This window comes from Bifidobacterium asteroides, assembly GCF_019469425.1.
Classification (GTDB): Bacteria; Actinomycetota; Actinomycetes; order Actinomycetales; family Bifidobacteriaceae; genus Bombiscardovia; species Bombiscardovia asteroides_I.
This window is the reverse complement of the sequence record NZ_CP048272.1, coordinates 1813551-1837348: the sequence shown is the minus strand read 5'-3', so window position 1 is coordinate 1837348 and position 23798 is coordinate 1813551. Positions and strand designations below refer to the sequence as shown.

General features: G+C 60.3%; 18 protein-coding genes and 1 pseudogene. 17 read left to right on the top strand and 2 right to left on the bottom strand.

Annotation, left to right across the window (positions count from 1 at the left end; translation table 11 throughout):
• Positions 1-6 precede the first annotated feature (6 nt).
• The 7 genes from GYM67_RS07660 (at position 7) to mtnN (ending at position 8548) form a co-directional block, all read left to right on the top strand.
• On the top strand, positions 7-726 hold the full coding sequence (locus GYM67_RS07660; protein ID WP_220236314.1) for a pyroglutamyl-peptidase I: 720 nt from the start codon (positions 7-9) through the stop codon (positions 724-726).
• 144 nt (positions 727-870) lie between these two features.
• Positions 871-2571, top strand: coding sequence for a cell division protein (locus GYM67_RS07655; RefSeq protein ID WP_220236313.1), 1701 nt, complete (start codon positions 871-873; stop codon positions 2569-2571).
• 191 nt (positions 2572-2762) lie between these two features.
• Positions 2763-3779, top strand: a complete 1017-nt coding sequence (locus tag GYM67_RS07650) for a CPBP family intramembrane glutamic endopeptidase (RefSeq protein ID WP_220236312.1) — start codon at positions 2763-2765, stop codon at positions 3777-3779.
• Between the two features lie 111 nt (positions 3780-3890).
• The gene (locus GYM67_RS07645) at positions 3891-5255 is read left to right on the top strand and encodes a C1 family peptidase (RefSeq protein ID WP_220236311.1); all 1365 of its coding nucleotides are present in this window, start codon (positions 3891-3893) and stop codon (positions 5253-5255) included.
• A gap of 133 nt (positions 5256-5388) precedes the next feature.
• Positions 5389-6534: a 3-deoxy-7-phosphoheptulonate synthase gene (locus GYM67_RS07640; RefSeq protein WP_220236310.1), complete on the top strand. Its 1146-nt coding sequence runs from the start codon at positions 5389-5391 to the stop codon at positions 6532-6534.
• A 74-nt stretch (positions 6535-6608) separates the two neighbouring features.
• The gene (locus GYM67_RS07635) at positions 6609-7748 is read left to right on the top strand and encodes a 3-deoxy-7-phosphoheptulonate synthase (protein WP_396020009.1); all 1140 of its coding nucleotides are present in this window, start codon (positions 6609-6611) and stop codon (positions 7746-7748) included.
• Positions 7749-7813: 65 nt separating this feature from the next.
• Positions 7814-8548, top strand: coding sequence for a 5'-methylthioadenosine/S-adenosylhomocysteine nucleosidase (gene mtnN, locus GYM67_RS07630; RefSeq protein ID WP_220236308.1), 735 nt, complete (start codon positions 7814-7816; stop codon positions 8546-8548).
• 177 nt (positions 8549-8725) lie between these two features.
• Here the strand turns inward: mtnN and GYM67_RS07625 are convergent, their stop codons facing one another.
• Both GYM67_RS07625 and GYM67_RS09435 read right to left on the bottom strand, forming a co-directional pair.
• Positions 8726-9709, bottom strand: coding sequence for a substrate-binding domain-containing protein (locus tag GYM67_RS07625; protein WP_258561480.1), 984 nt, complete (start codon positions 9707-9709; stop codon positions 8726-8728).
• Positions 9710-9811: 102 nt separating this feature from the next.
• Positions 9812-10063, bottom strand: a pseudogene (locus tag GYM67_RS09435) (DeoR family transcriptional regulator); the annotation flags it as partial.
• A gap of 294 nt (positions 10064-10357) precedes the next feature.
• Between GYM67_RS09435 and GYM67_RS07620 the strand changes: the two are divergent.
• The 10 genes from GYM67_RS07620 (at position 10358) to GYM67_RS07575 (ending at position 23792) form a co-directional block, all read left to right on the top strand.
• The gene (locus GYM67_RS07620; protein WP_220236306.1) at positions 10358-11707 is read left to right on the top strand and encodes an ABC transporter substrate-binding protein; all 1350 of its coding nucleotides are present in this window, start codon (positions 10358-10360) and stop codon (positions 11705-11707) included.
• Positions 11708-11838: 131 nt separating this feature from the next.
• Positions 11839-12828 carry a carbohydrate ABC transporter permease gene (locus tag GYM67_RS07615; protein ID WP_220236305.1) on the top strand — a complete coding sequence of 330 codons (990 nt, stop codon included), beginning with the start codon at positions 11839-11841 and terminating at the stop codon, positions 12826-12828.
• A 4-nt stretch (positions 12829-12832) separates the two neighbouring features.
• Positions 12833-13708, top strand: coding sequence for a carbohydrate ABC transporter permease (locus GYM67_RS07610; protein ID WP_220236304.1), 876 nt, complete (start codon positions 12833-12835; stop codon positions 13706-13708).
• Between the two features lie 3 nt (positions 13709-13711).
• Positions 13712-14605, top strand: coding sequence for a YesL family protein (locus GYM67_RS07605; protein WP_220236303.1), 894 nt, complete (start codon positions 13712-13714; stop codon positions 14603-14605).
• A gap of 285 nt (positions 14606-14890) precedes the next feature.
• Positions 14891-17371 carry an alpha-L-rhamnosidase-related protein gene (locus GYM67_RS07600; RefSeq protein WP_220236302.1) on the top strand — a complete coding sequence of 827 codons (2481 nt, stop codon included), beginning with the start codon at positions 14891-14893 and terminating at the stop codon, positions 17369-17371.
• Between the two features lie 219 nt (positions 17372-17590).
• Positions 17591-18112, top strand: coding sequence for a 50S ribosomal protein L10 (gene rplJ / locus GYM67_RS07595; RefSeq protein WP_220236301.1), 522 nt, complete (start codon positions 17591-17593; stop codon positions 18110-18112).
• 99 nt (positions 18113-18211) lie between these two features.
• Positions 18212-18592 carry a 50S ribosomal protein L7/L12 gene (rplL, locus tag GYM67_RS07590; RefSeq protein WP_015022403.1) on the top strand — a complete coding sequence of 127 codons (381 nt, stop codon included), beginning with the start codon at positions 18212-18214 and terminating at the stop codon, positions 18590-18592.
• A 275-nt stretch (positions 18593-18867) separates the two neighbouring features.
• Positions 18868-20409, top strand: a complete 1542-nt coding sequence (locus GYM67_RS07585) for a glycoside hydrolase family 30 protein (RefSeq protein ID WP_220236300.1) — start codon at positions 18868-18870, stop codon at positions 20407-20409.
• 52 nt (positions 20410-20461) lie between these two features.
• On the top strand, positions 20462-21997 hold the full coding sequence (locus tag GYM67_RS07580; RefSeq protein ID WP_220236299.1) for a glycoside hydrolase family 30 protein: 1536 nt from the start codon (positions 20462-20464) through the stop codon (positions 21995-21997).
• Between the two features lie 259 nt (positions 21998-22256).
• On the top strand, positions 22257-23792 hold the full coding sequence (locus GYM67_RS07575; protein WP_220236298.1) for a variant leucine-rich repeat-containing protein: 1536 nt from the start codon (positions 22257-22259) through the stop codon (positions 23790-23792).
• The last annotated feature ends 6 nt before the right edge of the window (positions 23793-23798 follow it).

Here is a 23798-nt window from a genome sequence, read left to right as displayed (position 1 = left end):
GGGCACATGGAGCAGATCAAGGTCATCGTCGCCGGATACGACCATTACAAGGGTGTTGACGTCAACCCCTCAAGCCAGGTTTCCCAGGCCCTGGCCGAGCATGGCATGGAGGGCATGCGCCCTGCCGGTCCCACTGAGGAGGATCCTTTGGAGGGCGTGGATCTGGCTATTTCATCCGTCACCATGCCTGTCAGCTTCGCCAAGGCCTGGCCTATGCTGCATGAGGCCATAGAGCGGGTGCACCCCGATATCATCATCGCCACGGGGCTCAAGCGTCGGGCTCGTGGCATCGCCATGGAGCGTTGCGCCGTCAACCTCAAGGAGGACGACGCTGACGACCATGAAAACTCAGGGGAGCAGGAGCCTCGCAATCCCGTCCGCAAGACCAGTAGCCAGCCCATAGATCCCCAAGGTCCGGCTGCCTACTGGACCCGACTGCCGCTGAGAGCCATCCTGCACGATTTTGGCACCTGCGGCATTCCGGCCACACTCAGCTCGGACGCGGGCACCTATGTCTGCAACGCGCTTTTCTACAACCTCTTGGCATGGGCTGCAGGACACAAGGATGTCCTGGCCGGGTTCGTCAGCCTTCCCCTGGTCAACGAAAGCGGCGGACAGGAGTGCGGCCTGCCCCTGGATCAGCAGATACAGGCTGTACGCGAGGTGGTCAATGAGACCATTCGCTACTATCGGAGGCCCTCCTCCAGCCCCATTCTCATTGCCTGAGCCCCGTATGTAAGGTCAATGTGTCGGCAGCTTGTCAGACGGCAAATTTCGGCCTGTCATGGGGTAGAGTCGAGGTAAATCCACCGGACCGAAGACATCTTTGTCACGGGCCGGCATGTCCTGGTGGCGAAGAGGAGTGTTTCCATGGCCGAAGATCAGTTTCCCGTTGTCCTTCGAGGCTATGACAAGGAGCGGGTCGACCAGGCCCTGGCGGCCTCGCGGAGCAATCTGGCCCGGTTGCGTCAGCAGATCAAGGCCGATGACGATCGCATTCTGAAGCTGGAGGCGGAACTCCAGGAGGCCAAGTCACGCAAGGTCGAACAGCCGCGCAACTCATTTGCCTCCCTGGGAGCCAACGCGCAGCAGCTGCTGGCCTCGGCCGAGCAGACCAGCACCGAGCTGCTCAACCGCGCCAAGCAGGATGCGGCATCCACTAAGACTTCCGCCCAGGAGAAGGCGACGACCCTGGTCAACGAGGCCCAGCTTGAAGCCAAGCACATCGTGGACGAGGCCAACGCCAAGGCCAAGTCCATCGTCGAGGCCGCCAACGACGAAGCCAGGACCGTCACCACCACCGCCAAGCAGCAGAGCGAGCAGAGCAAGTCCGCAGCCGACAAGGTTGTGGCCGAACGTCGCCAGGCCCTGGACCTGGAGCTTCAGAACTCCCGCGAGGAGCACGAGAAGCGGCTGGCCACCAGCAAGGCCACCCAGGACAAGGAGCTGTCCGAGCAGAAGGCCAAGGCCGCCAAGGAGATCGCCGACAAGCGGCGCAAGAGCGACGAGGAGATCGCCAAGCTCAAGAAGGATGCCAACGATCAGATTCAGAAGGCCCTGGCTGAGGCCAACAAGAAGCTGGCCGACGTGCGCGAGCAGGTCTCCAAGAGCCTGAATGACGCCCGCAGGCAGGCTTCGGAGATCACCGACAAGGCCAAGTCCGAGGCCCAGCAGATTGTGGACGAGTCCAAGGTCACCAGCGCCGAGACCATGGCCAAGGTCAATGCTGAGGCCGAGCAGGTCCGCTCCGATATCGCAGCCCAGCAGGAGGATGCCACCAAGAAGGTGAGCGAGCTGCTCAAGAGCCTGGAGGAACGGCGGGTCAAGACCGAAAAGGAGACCCAGGAACTGATTGATCAGGCCAAGGCCACCCGCAAGGATGCCGACTCGTTCGCCTCCTTCAAGCGTGAGGAGTCCGAGCGCAAGGCCAGCCAGCTGCTGGAGGAGGCCAAGCAGCGCGCCAAGGACGAAGTCGAGGCCCATCGCAAGGCCGCCCAGGCTGAGCTTGACGGGCTCAAGGACCACATCACCAAGCTGCAGCACCGGGAAGCCACCATCACCTCCCGGGTCGACGAGTTGCGGAACATCTTCTCCAAGTCCTTCGGCAACTTCGATGGTTTCCACGATGAGGCTGTGGTCAATGACCAGGACGAGGGGCAGGCTCCCAGCGTGCCCGTGGTCAACGCCGTGCCTGCCGCAGACCCGCTGCCGGCTCCAGCGCAGAAGGCCGAAGACGAGGATGAAGGTGTCGGCCAACCCGTCACCGACACCCAGGAGGAAGCCGCTCAGACTTCGATCGATCCGGTCGCAGCGAGCCAGCCGGCCGGTGATCTGGTAGCTGATGACGCGGCAGCTGATTCCGCCAACGATTCAGGGGACGATGCCAGCGCGGCCGTGACTGTCCGGTCCTCGGCCAATATGCCGACTCAGGTCCTGCCCGGTGCTTCCGTCCAGTCCGATGATGCGCCAGCCCAGGCCGAGGATGGACAGGCGGAGAAGGCGGTCGCTGACCAGGAGACTACGGTCATTCCACCCATCAACGATGACATGACCCCGACTGATCGGGACTGATCAGGGAAGGTCAGTATTCATCAGGGGCGGATTGCAGGCATGGTCTGCAATCCGGCCTCTATTCTGCCTGGAGGTTGCCTGGCCGCATGCCGAAACCGGCGTGGGCGTCAATCTCGATTCCAACCCTTGCTCTGGCCTAGAGTCGATGGTGAAGAGGTGCATGTCGAGGGTCACAGGGTTGGGAGAGCATCATGCAGCTACCGAATCATTCATCATCAGATTCGTCCGCGACGGATTCGATCAAGGCGGATGCGGGCAGACATGGAGAACCGGGCGCATCTCCAGGACCTGCACGCTCATGGAGCGCCCAGGTTCGTCGTGGAGTGGACCTGCAATCCCTCTACGCCCTGGTGTATTTGGTGGTGGCCAACCTGATTGCGGGAGTTCTGAATCTGCCCTCGGTGGCCACAACCTTGGGCATCGCACGCCAGCCAGGGCTGGCCGATCTGCTGGGCGATCTGGTCATGCTGGTCTTCCTTTTCGGCACCCGCGGCCAGGATCTGCTCGGCCGCGGATCCAACCCTGTACAGTACAAGGCTCGGACCAATCCCGGCCCGGCCGTGCTGATTGGGGCCATCCTGCTGATCATGCTGGCCAGCAGCATCGAGACGGGCTTCACCTGGGTGGTCAACCAGGGATCCCAGGCCCTGGGACTGGTCTACCATTCCACCACATCCCAGATTGCGGCGGGCCAGCACGGGTTCCTGTCGCCCCTGGACACGGCTATCCTGGTCCCCGTCGTCGAGGAGTTCCTGCTGCGCGGCGTGGTCATGGGCAGGCTCAGACCCTATGGACGGACCTTCGCCATCGTCACCTCCTCCTTTATCTTCGCCTGCCTGCACGGAGACATCACCCAAAGCCTGTTCACCTTCCTGCTGGGTCTGGTCTTGGGTTTCATCGCCATGAAATACTCCATCATCTGGTCCATGGCTCTGCATATTTTCAACAACTTGGTCCTGGCTGACGCCATGATGTGGCTGACCCAGAAGGTGCCGGCCCGCACCGGCATGATGATCAACCAGGGTATGGTTCTTCTGGGCCTGGTTGGGGGGCTGGTCGTCCTCTGGCTGATTCGTGGACAGCTGGCGGACCGTCTGCGCGCCAATCGTTCACGCCCCGGAACCTACAAGGGCTGGATCTCCCTGGGGCTGGCTGTCCTGGTAGTCCTGGCAGTGGTCAATGCAGCCCAGCGCTTCTCCTTGGCTTGACAGTGCCGTTGCCCACATCCTCCCCCGGACGAACCCTCGATGACCGATTCCCGCTATGCTGGATGCAGGGATGCAGATACATCCGCATGAAAGGAAACAAGGACAGACCGTATGACATCAGCACTGACACCATTGGATCAGACCCGCTTGGAGGGTCTGCGCAACGCCTTCGATGAGCGCGAGGCCAACCACGTCGCCATGAACGCCGTCACTCAGGTAGGCATTGACGAGGTGGCCCACAACTATAATCGCTCCCGCCTGCTCCAGCACCGATTTTCGGTCAGCATCGACAATGGCACGGTCACCTCGCAGGCGCACTCCGGCCGTTGCTGGCTTTTCAGCTCGCTGAATGTAGCCCGGTTCGTGGCCCGCAAGGCTCTGAACATTGATGGCGAAAGCACCGCCAACCCCATGGGCGACTTCGAGCTGTCCCAGAACTACGCCATGTACTATGACAAGCTTGAGCGCGTCAACTACTTCCTGCGCGACGTGGCAGCTCTGGTGCGTGCCGGCGAGCCTGTCGACTCCCAGCTCATGCGCTTCCTGATGGGCGATGTCATGGGCGATGGCGGCCAGTGGATCATGGCCATGAACATCTATAAGAAGTATGGCGCAGTGCCCAAGCAGTTCTATCCCGAGACAGCCTCCTCCCAGAACACAAGCCAGATGAACGATCAGCTGCGTCGCCTGCTCCATCAGGCCACGGCTCACATGGTGGCCAACCCGGAGGGGATCGACGAGATCATCGATCGGACCCTGGAGGCCGGTCACCGTATCCTGACCATTCATCTGGGCACTCCGCCCACCAGCTTTGACTGGGAGTGGACCGACAAGGACGGCGTCTTCCACCGGGATGGGCGGATCACCCCGCAGGAGTTCTGGAAGCGCTACGTGAATGCCGGGCTTGAGGACTATGTCTGCCTGGTCGACGATCCGCGCCCCGAGCACCCCAAGGGCCGCAAGATCGGCATCGAGCACCTGGGCAACGTGGCTGGCGGCGATCCCACCGAGTATCTGAACGTCCCGGTGGAGGTCATGAAGGACTGTGCTCGTCGTCTGATGAGCGAGCAGGGTCTGCCGGTCTGGTTCGGCGCCGACTGCCACCCCATGATGGACCGCAAGGCCGGTCAGTGGGCCACCGACCTGTTCGAGTATGGCCGGGTTTACGGTGTGGACTTTGACATGGACAAGGAGCAGCGGGTGCGCTTCGGCGATTCCGCCCAGAACCATGCCATGGCATTCGTGGGTGTGGATGTGGCCGATGACGGCCGGACCACCAACCGCTGGCGGGTGGAGAACTCCTGGGGCGGGGACATTGCCAACAAGGGCTACTTCACCATGAGCGACGACTGGTTCAGCCAGTATGTCTATGAGGTGGCCGTGCCCAAGTCCATGCTGTCCGAGGAGTATCGCCAGGCCTTCGATCAGGAGGCCGTCATGCTGCCCGCTTGGGACCCCATGGGCGCCTTGGCCTGAGCTTACCTATCTAACTGTTCGTTCCCGTGGTCTATGAGGGTCTCGGGAACGGACTGTCCACATTGGCCCGGGTGTGGGCGGTCATAAGCAATTCGGGCATGATCGTCGTAGCGCGACAGAGAGGAGAGCGACCGTGGCATTCGTCAAGGAACCGGATATCTTCCCGGAAGAGGAGCGGCAGTATTTTGCCGATACGGCCGTCTTTCCCGAAACAGTGGACGTCAACATTCGTCAGCTGGATCCCATCCCGGCACCCAGGGTCTTTCTGCGCTCGCGGCCCCTGGATTCGAAGCGTATGGAGCTGGTTCGGGACTCCCGCCAGGCCATTCGCGATGTATTGCATGGGCGGGACGACAGGCTGCTGGTCATCGCCGGCCCCTGCTCCATCCACGATCCGGAGGCTGCTCTGGAGTACGCCCGTCGTCTGTCGGCCGTCAATGAGCGCTTGAAGGATCGGCTGCTGATTGTCATGCGGGTCTACTTCGAAAAGCCCAGGACCACGGTCGGCTGGAAGGGCCTGATCAACGACCCTGACCTGGATGGAACATTCAACATTCGCAAGGGGATTCGCTTGGCCCGTCAGATTCTCTGGCAGGTCTTGGGCCAGGGGATTCCGGCTGCCACAGAATGGCTGGATCCCATCACCCCGCAGTATCTTTCTGATGAAGTCAGCTGGGGGGCCATAGGCGCTCGGAACACGGAGAGCCAGGTCCATAGAGAGCTGGCCAGCGGCATGTCCATGCCCATTGGCTTCAAGAACTCGACCGAGGGCAGCGTAGAGGCTGCAGTCGATTCCTGCTTGGCAGCAGCATCCGAGCATCACTTCCTGTCCATCAACCTGGATGGCCATGTCATCGCTGCCGAGACCAGGGGCAACCCTGATTGCCATATTATTCTGCGCGGTTCCAGTCATGGTCCCAATTACGATCCGGAATCCGTCCGGTCCGCCCTGAAGTTCATGCATCAGGCGCCGCTGGGTCCTGGTGTCTGCCGAGGTCTGATTGTGGACGCAGCCCATGGCAACTGCGGCAAGGACCCCGTACGTGAGGCCCAGGTGGTCGAGGAGTTGGCAGACCGTCTCGCCAAGGGCGAGCAGGGCCTGTCGGGCATCATGATGGAGAGTTTCCTTAAGGGCGGTCACCAGAAGCCGGCCCCACTGGATCAGCTGGTCTTCGGCCGGTCCGTCACTGATGCCTGCATTGCCTGGGACAGGACCGAGGAGCTGCTGCAGATCCTGGCCGAAGCCGTACAAGCCCGTCGGGAAAGGATGAAGGCATGAGTGGGATGGATGAGCCACAGGAGCGCCTGCCCCGACCCAGCAAGGCCTACGAGGTTGAACTGGTGCACAAGGCGCTGGCTGCCGGTGTCAACCCCCTGCAGTCGGGGAACCTGCCCAGGTGGGAGGACGAGGTAGGCGTAGGACGGATCGTCAACAGGCGGGTCTTTGAGCTTGACCGCCTGCCTTCCCCTGCGCAGATGCTGACCCGATACCCCTTGGATGGACCGGCCAAGGATCTGGTCATCCGCTCCCGGCAGGAGATCGTGGACTGCCTGCATGGGCGGGACGACAGGCTGCTGGTCATTGTGGGCCCCTGTTCCATCCATGACCCGGAGGCTGCTCTGGACTATGCCCGTCGTCTGTCGGCCGTCAATGAGCGCTTGAAGGATCGGCTGCTGATTGTCATGCGGGTCTACTTCGAAAAGCCCAGGACCACGGTCGGCTGGAAGGGCCTGATCAACGACCCCGACCTGGACGGCAGCCACAACATCCAGAAAGGTCTGGTCCTGGCACGGCGCATTCTGCTGGGTGTGCTGGAGGCCGGGCTTCCAGCGGCCACGGAATTCCTTGAGCCCACATCGCCCCAGTACATTTCTGATGCGGTCAGCTGGGGGGCCATTGGCGCTCGGAACACGGAGAGCCAGGTCCATCGGCAGCTGGCCAGCGGCATGTCCATGCCCATCGGCTTCAAGAACGCCACGGACGGCAGCGTGGATGTGGCCATTGACTCCTGCTACGCGGCCTCTCAACGTCACACCTTCTTCGGCATAGACCACGAGGGCCAGGCCGCAGCTGTCGCTACCATGGGCAATCCCGACTGCCATCTGGTGCTTCGTGGCTCCAAGTCCGGCCCCAACTACGATCAGGACTCGGTGCGGGCGGCCCTTGCCGTGCTTCGCCAGCGCATGCACAAGGACAGCGCGGCTGCCCACGGGCTGCTCATCGATGCCTCCCACGGGAATTCCGGCAAGGACGAGCGGCGTCAGATCCAGGTCGTCCATGAGTTGGCCCAGCGGATAGGCGAGGGCGAGGAGGGCTTTACCGGACTGATGATGGAGAGTTTCATACGTGGCGGCAATCAGAAGCCGGCCCCGCTGGACCAACTGGTTTATGGATGTTCGATTACTGACCGCTGTATCTCCTGGCCCGATACTCAGGATCTGCTGGAGGAGCTGGCACAGGCAGTGGACCGTCGTCGCAGCACGGCTCGTTGACATATGGTTTGCAGTAGGCTGGTCGGGCCGCAGTCGCGGGTGAAATCATAGATAAGGAGTCAGGCATGTGCGAAACAGACGGTTCCCAGGAGGGCGAAGATCGACAGCCGGTTGTCGTCATAGGAGCCATGGACGAGGAGGTGGCCCTGATCGGCCAAGGTCTGAAGCAGGCGGATCAGGATCCCCGCGCCAGTGATGCCGGGCTGAAAGTCATATGCGGCACTCTTGATGGGTCGCAGGGCCCGGTTCGGCTGGCCGCCACCGTGGGCGGCATGGGCACTGTCAACATCGCCGCCACCACACAGTATCTGATCGATGCCTTCCATCCCAAGGCCGTCATCTTCTCCGGCATTGCCGGCAACCTGAACAAGGATCTGCATATCAACGACGTGGTCCTTGGAGGCACCCTGCGTTATTTGGATACCGACATGCGATTGGTGGCCCAGTCGGCCCCCGGCACCGAGGAGTTCCATTCGGACCCTCACCTGCTGGATCTGGCAAGCCGGACCTTGGACTCCATGGGAATCAAGCACATCGTCGGCACCATTGCCACAGGCAACTACTTTGTGGACAGCCCGGAGAAGATCGCCCAGGTCAAGGAGCAGACCAGGGCCGATGCGGTCGAGATGGAAGGGGCAGCCGTCTGCCACGTGGCGGCCCGCAACAAGGTTCCGGCCCTGGTCATCCGTGCTCTGAGCGACAACGCCGATACAGACTATGAGGTCTTCCGCGAGTTCGACATCTCCGAATATGCCGACACGGCCGCCAGGCTGGTGCTGGGCATCGTGCGCGAGCTCTGACCGCTGACCGGGAAGGATTTCCTGCTTGAGTGCATTTTGCCGGTTGGAAGCCTTCGCTTGCGTATTCATTGGCTAATTATTCATCAACTGAATAGTTGTTGCAGCCACTCTGGCCTTGACCGGTTTCTGGACCAGCTGGTTGTCAGTTGCTCCATGCAGGCCCTAGGTAGACGCAGTCTACTTCTCAGCCATATCGGCAACAGAACCTCTGTCAATGAGTGCGGGCTCTATGCAGACGTGCTCGATGCGCTGGTCCGGGTCTTGTATCCGCCGCACCTGGAGGCGCAGGACGGCGGACGCCAGGTCCTGGGCCGAGGATCGCATGACGGTCAGGCGCTTGGTGTAGCCGTCGATGGTGATCATGGATAGATCGTTGGGAATGCGGCACCCCCGTTTTTCCAGGGCCTGGACCAGAGCGATGGACAGATAGTCTGGATGGACCAGGACAGCAGTGGTGTGCGTCTCCAGAATCGTCTGGACGACCTGCTCGACATCCTCGGCCGCATACGGCTGCTTGTCCTTGAGCAGGAAGGTCTGTTCAAGCCCGTCCCCCTCTCGCATCATCAGCTGCCAGCCCAGCTCGATATCGCCCGCGGTGGGAGTGCTTCCCAGAGCCAGTCCCACCCGATGGTGGCCGTGCTGACGGAAGTGTTGCAGTCCCCGGCGGACTCCGGCTGGATGGTCGGTATGAACCGAGTCGAAGAATCCGGGCAGCCACTGTGGCGGATGACGTTCCAGAATGGTTACTGGCAGTTGACACTCGGTCAGCCATTGCCAGGTTTCCGATGCGACATCCGGTTCAATGCTTGGGGCCACGATCAGTCCAAGCATCTGTGGATCAGTGGCCAGATCTTCAAGGATATCTACCTCAGGAAAGGTCTCATAGGAGGTTTCCTCGGCCACAATATCCAGGCCGAATTGTTCGGCCGCCATGCGTCTGATGGCATCGGTCACTGAGGGCCAGATGAAGCTGGGCTCGGGCAGAGCTACCCCGATTCGGTTTCTACGAACGACAGCTGCCCTATCCTGGCTGGAGGCTTCAACCATGGCGAGGCTTGACACTCCAGAACTAGTTCTGGAGTGGGTGTCTCCGCCGCTGCTGGCTCGATCCAGGCTGCCCTTTCTTCCGGCTTTCTTTTCCGAGGAAGCATTCGTTCTCACGGATGCCCTTGGTATCTTAGCCAAGGTTGGATCAGAGCTGTTGGGGGAAGAGACTGAGGACGATTCAACAGATTGGCCTTGGGAATCCAAGGATTTGACTGCCAGGGCACCCCCACGTACCCGTCTGACGAGACCAGCTCTGGCCAAATTATTCAAATCTCTTCGTACTGTTATTTCAGTGGTGCCCATCATCCGCGCCAGGTAAGGCACTCTGACTACGCTCTCTCTGAGAAGCGCGTTGAGGATCAGCTCTCGTCTCTGAGCCGGGAGCCATCCTGCCGCTGGGGGCTTTGGGAAGGACCCATCAGCGGGGTCTTGTCTTTTGCTTCTTGTTCCCGATGCTCTTTGACTCATGCTCCGGCCTCGATGCTTTACTACAACTATGTTGATGAGGGCAGTAACGACGGCCAACATCCCTAGCTTTCAAAGTGTATACCAGAGTTACAGCTTAAAAGCGATGGAAACAGACTGCAACAAACTCTTCAGGTCATTTTCCGACCAATTAGTCTGGATTTGTTCGTTCGGAATCATCATGGGCAGGTAAGCCAACAGGGGTTCGCCTAGGGACTGTGATGAATCTGGAGCGAGAGAGGGGTCGGCTATATCCGGCCTCTTCCCTGGCATTGTCGCCGAAGGAAAGGGATGATCATGAACGTGAAAACTGTAACCAAGGCTCTGGCGGTGACTACTGCGGGCATCTTGCTGCTGGCTGGCTGCGGCGGTGGCTCAAGCAAGCAGGCCTCCTCAGGCAGTGACGGCTTTGACAGCAAAGCCAAAACAACCATCACCTTGGCAGGGTGGTCTTTGGACATGACCCCCGAGTTCAAGACTCTGGCTGACGGCTTCCATAAAACCCACCCCAATGTGACTGTCAGCGTCAAGCAGTATTCCGCCGATGACTATGACAAGCAGCTGACGGCGGACATCTCCTCTGGCGCCCAGCCCGATGTCTTTCCCGTCAAGAACATGATCAAGTACATCACCTATGCGGACTCGCAGGGGCTGGCGGATATCTCCGACATCGCCAAGGGTTTCCAGGGCAACAAGCACATTGATCTGAACGGCTATGAACACGACGGCAAGTATTTCGCTTTGCCCTATCGCAGCGATACCTGGGTGCTTTTCTACAACAAGGACATGTTCAAGAAGGCCGGTGTTGAAGAGCCAAACGCCAAGTGGACATGGGATGACTACACCAAGGCCGCCAAGGAACTCAAAGAGAAGCTGCCGGCAGCGGGTTACGATGCCAACAGCGTCTACCCCATGTACATGCACAACTGGCAGTCCGTGGTGCAGTCCTTCGCTCTGGCGCAGTCCGGCAAGCCGGCCGACAGCACCTTCCTCAAGGCCGACTTCTCATACATGGAGCCCTTCTACAAGAGGGCCTTGGAGTGGCAGAAAGACAAGTATACAATTGACTGGAATACCTCATTCACCAACAAGGTTCAGTACCAGGCGCAGTTCGGCACCCAGAAGACCGCAATGATGCCCATGGGCACTTGGTTTGCTGCGGCCCTTCTGAACCAGCAGCAAACAGGCGAGGCCCAGAAGTTCAGCTGGGGCATGGCTCCGGCTCCACAGAATCCCGACAAGAAGCTGCCTAAGACCCCGATCACCTTCGGCAGCCCCACCAGCCTGGCAATCTCCTCCAAGTCCTCAGGCCAGAAGCTGGCCGCAGCCAAGGAGTTCGTCAAGTGGGCCGTCGGCCAAGGCGGCGCCATCGAGCTGGCCAAGCTCTCCACCACTCCCGCCTACATCGACGACAAGGTGACCGAGACTTTCTTCTCCCCGGAAGGCATGGCCTCCGACCAGGCCTCCAAGGATGCCTGGAGCAAGCACGACATGAAGATGGAAGCTCCTGTGGCCAAAGCTACGGATACCATTAATTCCATTCTTAAGGACGCTCACTCTTCGATCATGACCGGCGCCAAGTCTCCATCCGATGCGCTCAAGGAAGCGACCCAGAACGTCAAAGACCAGGGTGTGCTGGACGAGTAGCAGTTCTCGGCTATGACGGAAGGTTTCAGGACGCATATATGTCCTGAAACCTCCCGCTGAGCTAGTCGGGACAAGGGCGACAGGGGACTTCCCAAACCCATGACACGCGATGGAAGTAAGGAGAGGCACAGATGTCAGAAGAAATCGGCGTGATCGACGACCTACAGCCGGCCGCTGATCGCAAAACGGGGTCTCATGGGCCCGGCGGCGGGCGGCGAGCTCCGAGGACTAAGCAGGGCAAGTTCAATGCCAAGGCGATTTCGCGAAGGAACCTGCGCAATGGTTTGATATTCATATCGCCGAATTTCATAGGTTTTATCTGCCTGACTCTTCTGCCCACGCTGACGCTCTTTTATATAGCTTTTACCAAGTGGTCGGCCTTTGGCAACCCCGTCTTGAACGGCGTGAAGAACTGGGTCAGACTATCCCACGACAGGATCTTCATGACCTCGGTGTGGAACACCATATACTACTCGATAGTCCACATCCCCCTGACCCTGGTCCTGGCCTTCGCCCTGGCTGTCCTGCTCAATTCCAAGCTGCGCGGACGCGCTTTCTTCAGGACGGTGGCCTTCTTCCCTTACATCACATCCATAGTGGCTGCAGCCCAGGTTTGGGGCATGCTCTTCGACCCCAAGTCCGGCCCTATAAACTCTTTCCTGCGGCTTTTTATCAGTAATCCCCCCGGGTGGCTGGGCTCGACGGCCTGGGCCATGCCTGCGGTCATCGTCGTGGGTACCTGGCGTGAGGTCGGCTACTATATGATCCTGCTCTTGGCAGGTCTGCAGACCATCCCCTCCGAGCTCTATGAGGCCGCTGAGCTCGATGGCACAAACGGATGGCAGCGCTTCTGGCATGTGACCGTTCCCATGATGCGCCCCACGCTTTTCTTCGTCATGGTCACCCTGACCATCGGATCCTTCAAGGTTCTTGATCTGACACTGGTCATGACCGATGGCGGACCCGGCACCAGCACCTTGGTTCTGGCGCAGTACATCTACCGTGTGGCTTTCGAGCGTGGTGACTTCGGCTATGCTTCGACCGTCTCCCTGGTTCTTCTGGCCATATGCATGGTAGTCACGCTCTTCCAGTTCTGGTACAACAACCTGAAGGAGGACTGAGACCATGTCCACCAATACAGTCTCTGCAGACATCCCCTGGAACAAGAAGCAGGTCTCCCCGGCCAAGATCGCCGGTACTGTCATCGGGTATCTGGCCATGATTGCCGTCTCCGCCTTCGTGCTCCTGCCCTTCTTCTGGATGTTTCTCTCTTCTCTGAAACCCAACAACGAGGTCTACGCCATCCCTATCAAGTGGCTCCCATCGGTTTGGCACTGGGAGAACTACATTGCCATCTGGACCAAGTCGGATATGACGACCTGGCTGCTCAACACCATTTTCTTCGCTGTGATTGTGACCCTCCTGCAGGTCTTCACCGGGTCCTTCGCCGCCTATGGCTTCTCGAAGATCCCCTTCAGGGGGCGTACCACCCTCTTCCTGATCTACATCGCCACCATGGCCGTTCCCTGGCAGGCCTACATGATTCCGCAGTTCAAGCTGGTCTCCGCCGTCGGCCTCTCCGATACCAGGTGGTCCATCATCCTCCTGCAGGCTTTTGGGGCCTTCGGTGTTTTCATGATGAAACAGTTCTACGACACCATACCTGAGGATCTGTCTGAGGCGGGCCGATTGGATGGCCTGAGCGAGTTCGGCATCTACTGGCGCATCATGCTACCCCTGTCTGGGCCATCTTTGGCGGCCTTGGCCATCATCACCTTCACTAATACGTGGAACGACTACATGGGTCCGCTGATCTATCTGCGTTCCCAGAAGCTCTACACGATTCAGCTGGGCCTCAAGCTATTTATTTCCCAGTACAATGCTGATTTTGCCATGATCATGACCGGCTCTGTTCTTTCGGTCCTGCCCATTCTGATTGTCTTCCTCATCGGTCAGAAGCAGTTCATCGCTGGCATTGCGACATCCGGCATGAAGGGCTGAATCGTGGCTGGAAGCGAGGACGACCAGGGGCATCCCGCCAAGGGCTACGCCATGCGGGCCCTCTTGGGGATTGCCAACTCCATTGCTGTGGTGCTGGGGGCTGGATGTTGCTCCCTGTTAGGGATGCTGCCTTTGGTTGCTGTACTTATCTTTCTGCGGGATCCGCAGTACTTCCCAACCTATCTGCTGGCAGCTGTGCTGTCTGCACCTGGTCTGGCGGCCCTCTTCGCTATCTATCGGGATCATCCAGGCCTGTCCTCGGCTTCTGCCCGTGCCAGGCGGCAAGCTGTGGATTCCATGACAGAGCGTGGGCAGTCTCTGCCGGATTGGATAGCGAAATCCTATGTGGATTCGGGGACGGTCTATGGATTCTTCTGCGCATACTGGCGGGCCTACAAGGTTCTGGCCCTGAGGTCATGGGCGACTTTGCTGCCCCTGGGGATCGTCGCCTTCGCGCTGATTTATGACCTGCAGATTGCATCACAGCTCTCATGGGGCTGGATCATGTTCTTTCCCATCCTGGTATGTCTGCTGCTTCTGGCGCAGACCGCCTTGGCTTCCCTGGTGCTACTGGTGGAATACCCTCGGGCGCGCATCCGCAAGGTGCTGGTCAATGGCCTCCTCCTGTCGGTGCGCCGTTGGTACATGCTGGTTCTGTCACTGGCGGTCCTGGCTGGGTATGCCTGGGGGCTGATGCGCTCGCCCATCCTGGTGGCCCTTCTGGCCACTGGTCTGATTTGGTATCTGGTCTGGGCAGCTGTGCGGTGGCAGGCCGATCCCTTCTTCCGGCAGATGGCCCGTGAAAGCAGGGACCCAGGTGTCCAGGCCATGTATGGACTGCCTGATACTGGAGCCAAAGGCTCCTCCTTCACCGCCCTGCGGGACTACCGGCAGTAGCGGTTCATAAAGAGGAGCCGTATTTAAGAGCAGACTCAAGGAGGATTTGCTGGAATGGGCTGTGGGCCTTTGCAGGTGTTGATCGAGGACCGGGATCGTCCTGTGGATATCGAACCAGGAACCAGACCCGCGGTCAGGTGGAGGCTGGACCCTTTGCCATCTTGGGCGGGTAGGGTCCGTTTGGCCAGGGTGCGAGTTTGGGAACAGCCTAAGGGGCGGATACTTGCAGACACCGGCATCCAACCTGCGGACGAACTCAATGGCAGCCGTCTGCCTGGACCTGACATGGATCCTTCACAACGGTATTGGCTGACCGTTGTTCTGCTGGATGCACAGGGCCGTCGGCTGATAGGGTCTGAACCCATCACCTTTGGTACGGGGCCTGGTCTGGTCTGGCACGTTCAAGCCATTTGGTCCGCAGAGGAGGGAAAAAACTCCTCAGGATCCCAGGGCAATGCCCAGGGATGGGCGCTGATGCGTGGTGTGGTCCGGTTGCCCCCGGGTCCGATTCTCTGGGCTAGTCTGTACGCAACTGCTGACAGCACTGTACCTGCGCGGCAGTTTGTTTACCGACTATGGCTCAATGGGCGCTTTTTGGGCTGCGGACCGGTATTCCCCTTGGACGGAGAGGATCGTTACAGGGGCTACGAGGTCACCGGCCTCTTGCGTCCAGGGGCGGATAATGTTCTGGGTGTGGTGGCCTATGCCATGGAAGGCCGACGATTCCAGGCTCAGATGGATGTTGGCCGGCCTGATGGCAGTGTGGAGCACTACGGCACGGATGCCGAATGGAGAGCCATCAATGGTGCTGAGATCTTTCCTGACAGCGCATCCATCGGTACAACCTACTATCAGGCTCCAGCTGAGGACATCGACCTGTCCCGATATCCTTGGGGGTTTCCCAGCCTGGGCTTTGACGACTCTGCCTGGCCCAAAGTTCGGATTCGGCCCTCATTCTCCAAGTGTCTGGCGGCTCCGGCAGACGGCACCAGACTGAGCCGGGTGGATATTCATCGGGTTTTGGAGGCTGCTCCTGGCCATCTTCTGCTGGACTTCGGCTCCGTGCGGTTGGGCGGCATCGGGCTGCGGGTGAATCTGTCGCAACATTTGGACTTGACCGTCCGCTACGGGGAGGTCCTGGACGGCCAAGGAGGCGTTCGCTACCGTCTGGCCACCTCCAACGTCTATCAGGATCGCTGGCAGCTGCAGGCTGGCAGCAACCGGGCCCAGACTTGGGGGATCCGGGTCTTTCGATATCTGGAGCTGACATGGTCTGCGGAATCTGGCCCTGAAGGGCTGCTGGCGAGCCTGTCTGACGGGGGCCTGTGGGCGGAGTGCCTTGAGGCTCCCATATATGACGACCACGCCAGGTTTCATTGCGACAAGCCTCTGCTGGAGTGGATCTGGCAGCTGGGGCGGAACACTATCAGAGGGCTCAACGCTGACATCTACGTCGATTCCTGGACCAGGGAGCGAGCCCCCTATGAGGCTGATGCCTGGATCCAGCAGCGGGCTCATATGGTGCTGGATGATGCGCCTGCCCTGGGCCGTTATAGTGTGGACTATCTGATCGCCAACAGGACCTGGCCCACTGAGTGGCCCCTCTACAGCATTTTGGCTGTGCACGATGCCTGGATGCACACCGGAGATCTGACTCAGGCGGCGGCCCAGTACGACCGGCTGATGGGACTGCTGCCGGACAGATATCTGGACCAGGACAGCGGGTTGATCGTCAAGGACCCCGGCACTTCCAGCCAGATGGATGGCGACCTGGTCGACTGGCCGCCTGTTGAACGCGATGGGTATGTCTTCGGTCGTGTCAACACGGTTATCAACGCACTGGCCAGTGCCGCCTATAAAGCCATGGCTCGTCTGTCACGGGCGTTGGGCCGTCGTAGCAGAGCTGCCCGTCTGGCAGGGGTGTCCCGAAAAATGCAAGAGGCCTTGGATGAGCGGCTCTACAATCCAGAGGTCGGCGCCTACCGGGATGGTCTGCTAGACGGTCCTGACGGCCCGGCCATCAATCACTGCGCCATACATGCCTCGGCCTTCGTGCTGGCTTTTGCGCCTCCTTCGGATCCTGCACGTCTGGAAGTAATCGGTACCTATCTGCGTCGCAAGGGGATGGCCTGCAGCGCCTACTCGGCCGCCGTGCTTCTGGATGGACTTTATCGATCAGGTCTAGGGGCTGATGCTCTGGCTCTTCTGTCGGCAGGGGAGGGCATGCGCACCTGGAAGCACATGCTGGACCAGGGCGCTGGAGGCACCATGGAGGCTTGGGACCCATCGATCAAATCCAACACCACTTATTCGCACCCCTGGGGGGCCTCGCCTGTCTGGCTGATTTCCAGCGGGCTGATGGGGCTGCGGCCTTTGAAGCCCGGGTACCGAGAATTCGTTGCCGCGCTTCAGCCTGGAGGTATGGGCAGGGCTGAGCTGACCGTGCCCGTGCCCACTGGGGACATCCATATCTCCTATAAGATCACAGGAAAAGCGGATAGCAGGCCAGGGTTTGTCCTCCTGCCGGATATCGATCTGGACTTGGTGGTGCCACAGGGCTGTCGGGGTCATTTGGTCCTTCCGCCTATGGGTGGTGTCAGACCAGGGGGCCAGGTCGAGGCCTTACTGGACGGGTCGCCAACCATGCTGAAGGCCCTGGATGCCGACAGTCGGGTGGCCGGCATTCGTTGCAGAGCAGGATCGTTGCATGCGGATGCGCTGCCCTGCGGCCATCACCATCTGGTGCTGCCGCGAGCGCAAGCTTGACAGTCTTTTCTGATCTGTGTAGTGTTAGCCGTTGCATACCAAAGACCGTTGGTCGGGACCCTTGGGTCTCCTAAGTTCGGTTGATCGAGCCAGCACAGGTTGAGTTTCAAATCGGTCCTTGCGACTTGTTTTCTGCTCTGCCTGTCGGCAGGGCTTTCTTTTTGCCTGTCATGCTCAGTCGTCCGGCTCCCTCCAGAGGTCTGTCTAGGAAGGAACGCCATGAAAAGGCCCGAAAAGGAAGAGGCTGTCGCCAGGCTGACGGACAAGTTCCGTGACGCCGATGCCATCATCCTCACCGAGTACCGCGGGCTCAGTGTTCCGCAGGTCGCCGATCTGCGAAACAAGCTAGGCCGCGATACTTCCTACAACGTGGCGAAGAACACGCTAGCCCGGATTGCGGCCAAAGAGGCTGGAATCAAGGGTCTCGATGAGATGCTTGCCGGCCCCTGCGCCATCACCTTCGTCAAAGGTGATTACGTCGATGCCGCCAAGACGTTGCGTGATTTCGCCAAGGACAACCCGGCACTGATTGTCAAGGGCGGCTTCATTGATGGAGCTGTCGCTGACGCGGATGCCATGGAGAAAATCGCGGATCTGGAATCCCGCGATGTTCTGCTCTCCCGGATGGCCGGCGCGCTCAAGGGCACCATGTCCAAGGCCGCCAACCTGTTCGTCGCTGTGCCTACCAAGGCCGTGCGCACGTTCGACGCCCTGCGCGAGAAGCAGGAAAAGGCCGCCTGAGTCCACGGCCATTGGCCCGGATTCATACGGTAAGCATAAAAAGATGTTCGGTGATCGGTCTACCAGAATGCCGGTCGCCACAAATGAAAGGAAGCCATTATGGCCAAGCTCTCCGCTGACGAGCTCATCGACGCGTTCAAGGAAATGACTCTGGTCGAGCTGTCCGACTTCGTCAAGAAGTTCGAGGACGAGTTCGACGTCGAGGCCTCCGCCCCTGTGGCTGTGGCCGCTGCCGCCCCCGGTGCTGCTGCTCCGGCCGAGGAGGAGAAGACCGAGTTCGACGTCGTGCTCTCCGCCATCGGCGACAAGAAGATCCAGGTCATCAAGGCTGTCAAGGCCATCACCAACCTGGGCCTGGCCGACGCCAAGGCTCTGGTCGACGGCGCCCCCAAGACCGTTCTGGAAGGTGCCAAGAAGGAGGATGCCGACAAGGCCAAGGCCCAGCTGGAAGAGGCCGGCGCGACCGTCGAGCTCAAGTAGTCATCGGCTCTTCTGAGCCTTTGTATGCTGAAAAGCCCCAAACCGTTAATTACGGTGCGGGGCTTTTCCTTATGCATCTTGTCGACCGTGTGCGCGGGGTGATTGCGCTATGTGTCGGTACATGCGCTCTGCAGTCGTGGCCCTAGTATGAACTCGCAATCGCAATGATCGAAGTTGATCGAAATGGTTTGTTCATGATTGGATTCGCTGCTAGACTGAACCCTGTCCTATCGACCGTGACGCCGATGCCCAGATATGACAATGAGAGAGCAATCATGACCACCACCTTCACCAACCAGTTCTGGACCGTGACCTCCGGAGATCTGACCGATCGACGCAGGCCTCTGCAAGCCCCTCCAATAGGGGAGAAGCCTAGGGACGCCAAGCCCATCGTCATTGATCCCTGCCAGCGCCATCAGCCCTGGATCGGGGCTGGAGCCGCCATCACCGATGCCGCGGCCTCATTGATCTGGGGCAGCCAATCCGCGCAGCAAAGACATGCCCTTCTGGACGATATGTTCAACCCCGGCAAGGGCGGTTTTTCGGTCATCCGCATCCCGCTGGGCTCCTGCGAGCCGTCTTCCCAGACCTACTACACCTACGACGACATTCCCTACGGCGAGCATGACAGGGACCTTGTCAGGTTCTCCCTGGGCGAGGGCGAGCCGGGTGCTCCGGGCGCCACCAAGGACTACAAGTACATCATCCCTGTCGTCCAGGAAATCCTGTCCATCAATCCTGCGGTGAAGATCATCGCTTCGCCCTGGAGCGCCCCGGCCTGGATGAAGAACACCGGCCACCTGTGCATGGGTGGTCACCTGCGTTTCGGGGATTGGACCGGCAACGGCTATGATCCGCTCGAGGACTCCATAGAGGGGGTCTATGCCCGTTACTTCGCCCGCTACATCGACGAGATGGAAGCCATAGGCATCCCTATCTGGGCGGTCACTGTGCAGAACGAACCCTCAAACGCCGCCCCCTGGCCAGCCATGACCTGGACTCTGGCCCAGCAGGCCGACTTTGCGCACCGCTTCCTGCGGCCTGCGCTTGATCGGCGGCACTCCCAGGTGCGCATTTTCATCAACGATGACTCGGGGCACTGCCTGACCGGACCGGTCGACAAGGATGTCACCGCCGAGCAGGCCCGCTCCATCGACGGTCTGACCCTGCATACCTATGACAACGACTATCCGAATCTGGACTATGCCAACCGGGTCTATCCACAGTGGATCTACGGCATGACCGAGCGCCGCTGCATGCTGGACCAGACCCCTGAGGATGCTGCTCACATCATGTCCGGTGTCATCGGCAACTGGCTGGTCCGCCATGGCTCTTCCTTTATCGCCCTGTGGAACATGGCCCTGGACGAGCGGGGACTGCCCAACCAGATCGGCGCCGACGGCAGACGCGGGGTGGTCACCATCGATCATGGCAGCGGCAAGGTCCGCAGGAATCTGGAGTATTTCATGCTCCGCAGCTTCGGCCAGGATGTGGAGCCCGGTTCGGTGGTGATCGACTCCAGCAACTACACCCCGGACGGCTGGAGCGGCTCTCTGGGATCCGTGGCCTTCCTGGCGCCGGACGGATCCATCGCTGCTCATATCTACAACCCCACGGGCAAGCCAGTCAAGGCGGCTGTCACCATCAACGGCTGGGGGGACCGCTGGCAGTGTGTGACCGTGCCCGCCTGGGGGACCGTGACCATGCACGCGACGACGGGCGAGCGGATCAACGATTCTGCCGTGCCCGATGATGAGGACTTCGCCCTGCAGCTGCCCGAGCACACTGTGGATGACAAGGCTCCGGGGCAGGACTGAAGGCCGGATTGGTGATGCCGGGAAGGAAGCCGGCGGAAGGAGACGCACGGACATGAAGGAGATCTGGACCGCGACGGCAGGGGATCTGTCCCAGCGGCGAGAGCCGATAACAATTCCGGAGACGACGAATGGCCCCGGCGCAGCCGTCCCCATCGTCATTGATCCAACCAGACGCTACCAGTACTGGGAGGGGGCCGGAGCTGCCCTGACGGACTCCAGCGCCTACCTGTTCATGACAGCCATGGATGCCGACCAACGTCATCGGATTCTGAGCGAGCTCTTCGATCCGGCCCAGGCGGGCTTTTCCGCCTTGAGGATCTCCATGGGGTCCTGCGACTTCTCCAGTCAGCGCTACTACTCTTATGATGATCTTCCCGAGGGGGTGCTGTCTGATCCGGATATGGCCTACTTCTCCATTGGGCAGGGGAAGCCGGGCTCGCCCGAAGCCACCAGGGACATGAAGTACGTGGTCCCCGTCCTTCAGGAGATCATGGCCGTCAACCCGGGCGTGCGGATTCTGGCCTCGCCTTGGAGCGCGCCCGCCTGGATGAAGGACAGCGGTCGGCTGGACGGGGCTGGGCGTCTGCGGCTGGGGCAATACTGCGGCAACGGCTACCGTTCACGTGACACGGTCGATGCCGCCTATGCCCGCTATTTCGTGCGGTTCATCGAGGCCTACCAGAAGCTGGGGATTCCCATTGCAGCAGTGACCATGCAGAACGAACCCTCCAACACTCCGCCCTGGCCCATGACGACCTGGACCCCCGAGGAGCTGGCGCGCTGGGGCGTAGACTATTTGCGTCCGGCGCTGGACCGCAGCTTTCCCGAGGTGGAGATCTTCTTCGGCGATGACGGCCTGAGGTTCTTCAGTCGCCCAGTCAGCGATTACATGACCCCTGTCGAGGCCCTGAGCTTCGCCGGGACGGCCATGCACACATATTCCGGCCTGCCCAAGTGGATCGTGAACGCCACCAGGCAGTTCCCCGGATGGCGTTCGGTCATGAGTGAGCGCCGCTGCATGCTGGACGAGCGGGTGGACGAGGCCAGCCATGTCATGTTCGGAGAGATCGGCATCGGACTGGTCCGCCAGGGCGTGGGCATGATCGATCTGTGGAATCTGGCCCTGGATGAGCAGGGTCTGCCCAGCTGGGCACGAACCATGGGCCGGCGTGGGGTCATCACCGTCGATTCCCGAACTGGCGGGGTCAAACGCAATCTGGAATATTTCATGCTCCGCAATTTCGGGCAGGACGTGCCGGTAGGCGCTCGCAGGGTGGCCTCCACTAGCCATACATGTGACGGCCGGACCGGCGGTATGGGCTCGGTCGCCTTCGTTCGCGACGACGGTGAGCTCAGCGCCATCCTCTATAATCCGACAGGAGAGCCCATCCGGGCGGCCATGACTGTCAACGGTTGGGGCGCCTGCTGGCGACCGGTGAGCGTACCGGCTTTCGGGACGGTCTCCTGCCACATGTCAGACTTCGACCGCCTCAACCGCAGCATGGTGCCCGAGGATGACCGATTCATCGTCCATATGACTCCACATCCCGCCGACGACCACGACGAGCGAGAGGACGGCCAGGACTGATCCGATGACGGCGGCCGCTGATTGACTCTGACGGTTGCATCCAGAGCAAGAGCGACAGCCGTTTCGTGTCGATCGGGTCAATCGTTTCGTTGTCAAAGCCCTGTCTGCAGGGGAGGTTCGCTGCACTGGCATGCCTGTCAGTCTTTCATGTGTCCTTTATCAGGTAATTCGGCACGCAATCAATCCTATCTCTGGGTTTCATGACAGAATAGGCGGTAGTACCGAGTGAAGGCGGCTGCAGATTTGGGAGGTCGAAAACGTGAGTGACGATCGGCGACCGGGGCAGGTGTGGATAATCAAGTTCAATGGGGCGGAAGAGACCCGGCTCAAGCCTGGCGAGACCGTCGAGATCGGCCGCAAGCCTCTGCGTCCGTTGGCCGATGACGGTCGGCGTCGTCTGGAGGTGCCCGATCAAACTAAATCCATGTCCAAACGACATGCCATTTTCGCCGTCGACCAGGACGGTCTGGCAACCCTGCGCGACATGGGCTCCACCAACGGGTCCTATCTGATCCAGTCCGACGGATCGCTGGTCAGGCTGCCTGTGGATGCCGCCTTCCCCCTGTCCAGCAGCTCAGCTCGTTTCCAATTCGGTGATGTCCCCGTCGACTTTGTGCGCATCAGCAATCCTGAAGAAGATAAGACTGAACCTTCGACCCGTGTGCCCGACCTCTTCTCATACTCCACACAGCCCCGAGGCATGGTGGAGCCTGATGCAGCTGAGATGTCCGTCGATGACATTCTGGACATGCGCGCCGGCGAGCCCACTGGCATATTCAAGGCCGACGGGGTCCGCAACCGAGTCACTGCCCTTCACGATATGGCCCTGGGCGCCGCCAAAACAGCCGATTCCTCCCAAGAGGCCGACAGCGTTTCACAAGATCGTCCCAGGTCTGCCCCAGTAGCTCGTGACTCGCAGGACAATCCGTCGCAGCCTTTCTCCGATGGAGCCGCGTCCGCAGATTCGCGAGGCTCACGAGCTCGGTACTCCGACGATTCTGGTTCAGCCGAGCGTGGCCAGGCTAACAGGGGGCCGGCCGACGCAGGCTCAGCAGATGGTCAGGAATCGGACCGTCGCAGGTTTTATGCCGACCAGGGTGACCGGCGCGCAGGTGGCTTCCAGGCCCAGAGCGCTCGTGGCGAAGCACGTCGGCCTCTGCCATGGCAGGAGCACGAATCTGAGCAGGGTCTGCCGCTGGTCGGCACCCAGGAGGAGGACAGTCAGCCTGTCGACCGCGACCTTTTCGCAGATGCTCGCCGTTCCCGTTTCGCTGAATCCGCTTCTGATCAGAATCGTTACGACCAGGATGCTGGCGATGCCCGTGACGCCCGTGGTCATCGTGACGATCGCCCAGCTTCCGTCCGCAGGGGCGAAGCGGACTCGGCCCAGGGGTTCACTCCGCTGGGAGCTGTAGAGCTGGCCCGCCTGTCTAAGAAGGAATCGGATCAAGCCCGGCGTCCCCAGCCAGCAGATGAGCAGGGTGATGGCCAGCGTTATCAGCCGGCCTTCGAGCCCGGATCCGTCTTTGAGCGGGTCTCCAAGGGCGACTATGACCGTGGTCAGGAGGCCATTGTGGTGGATGGGATGAGCTCCGACGATGCCAAGCGTACCGCGGATTTCGCCCTGCAGTTCGCCATGGCCAAGCATCGGCAGCTGCTGCCTTTTCTGGCGATGAACCCGGCCCTCTATGATGATCTGTACGCCTGGTTGGAGGCTCAGGGCGACCAGGACATCGATGCGGCCCTGCGCAACAATGACGGGTATCACGAATATCTGAACGCCGTGCGGAAGTGAGTGGAC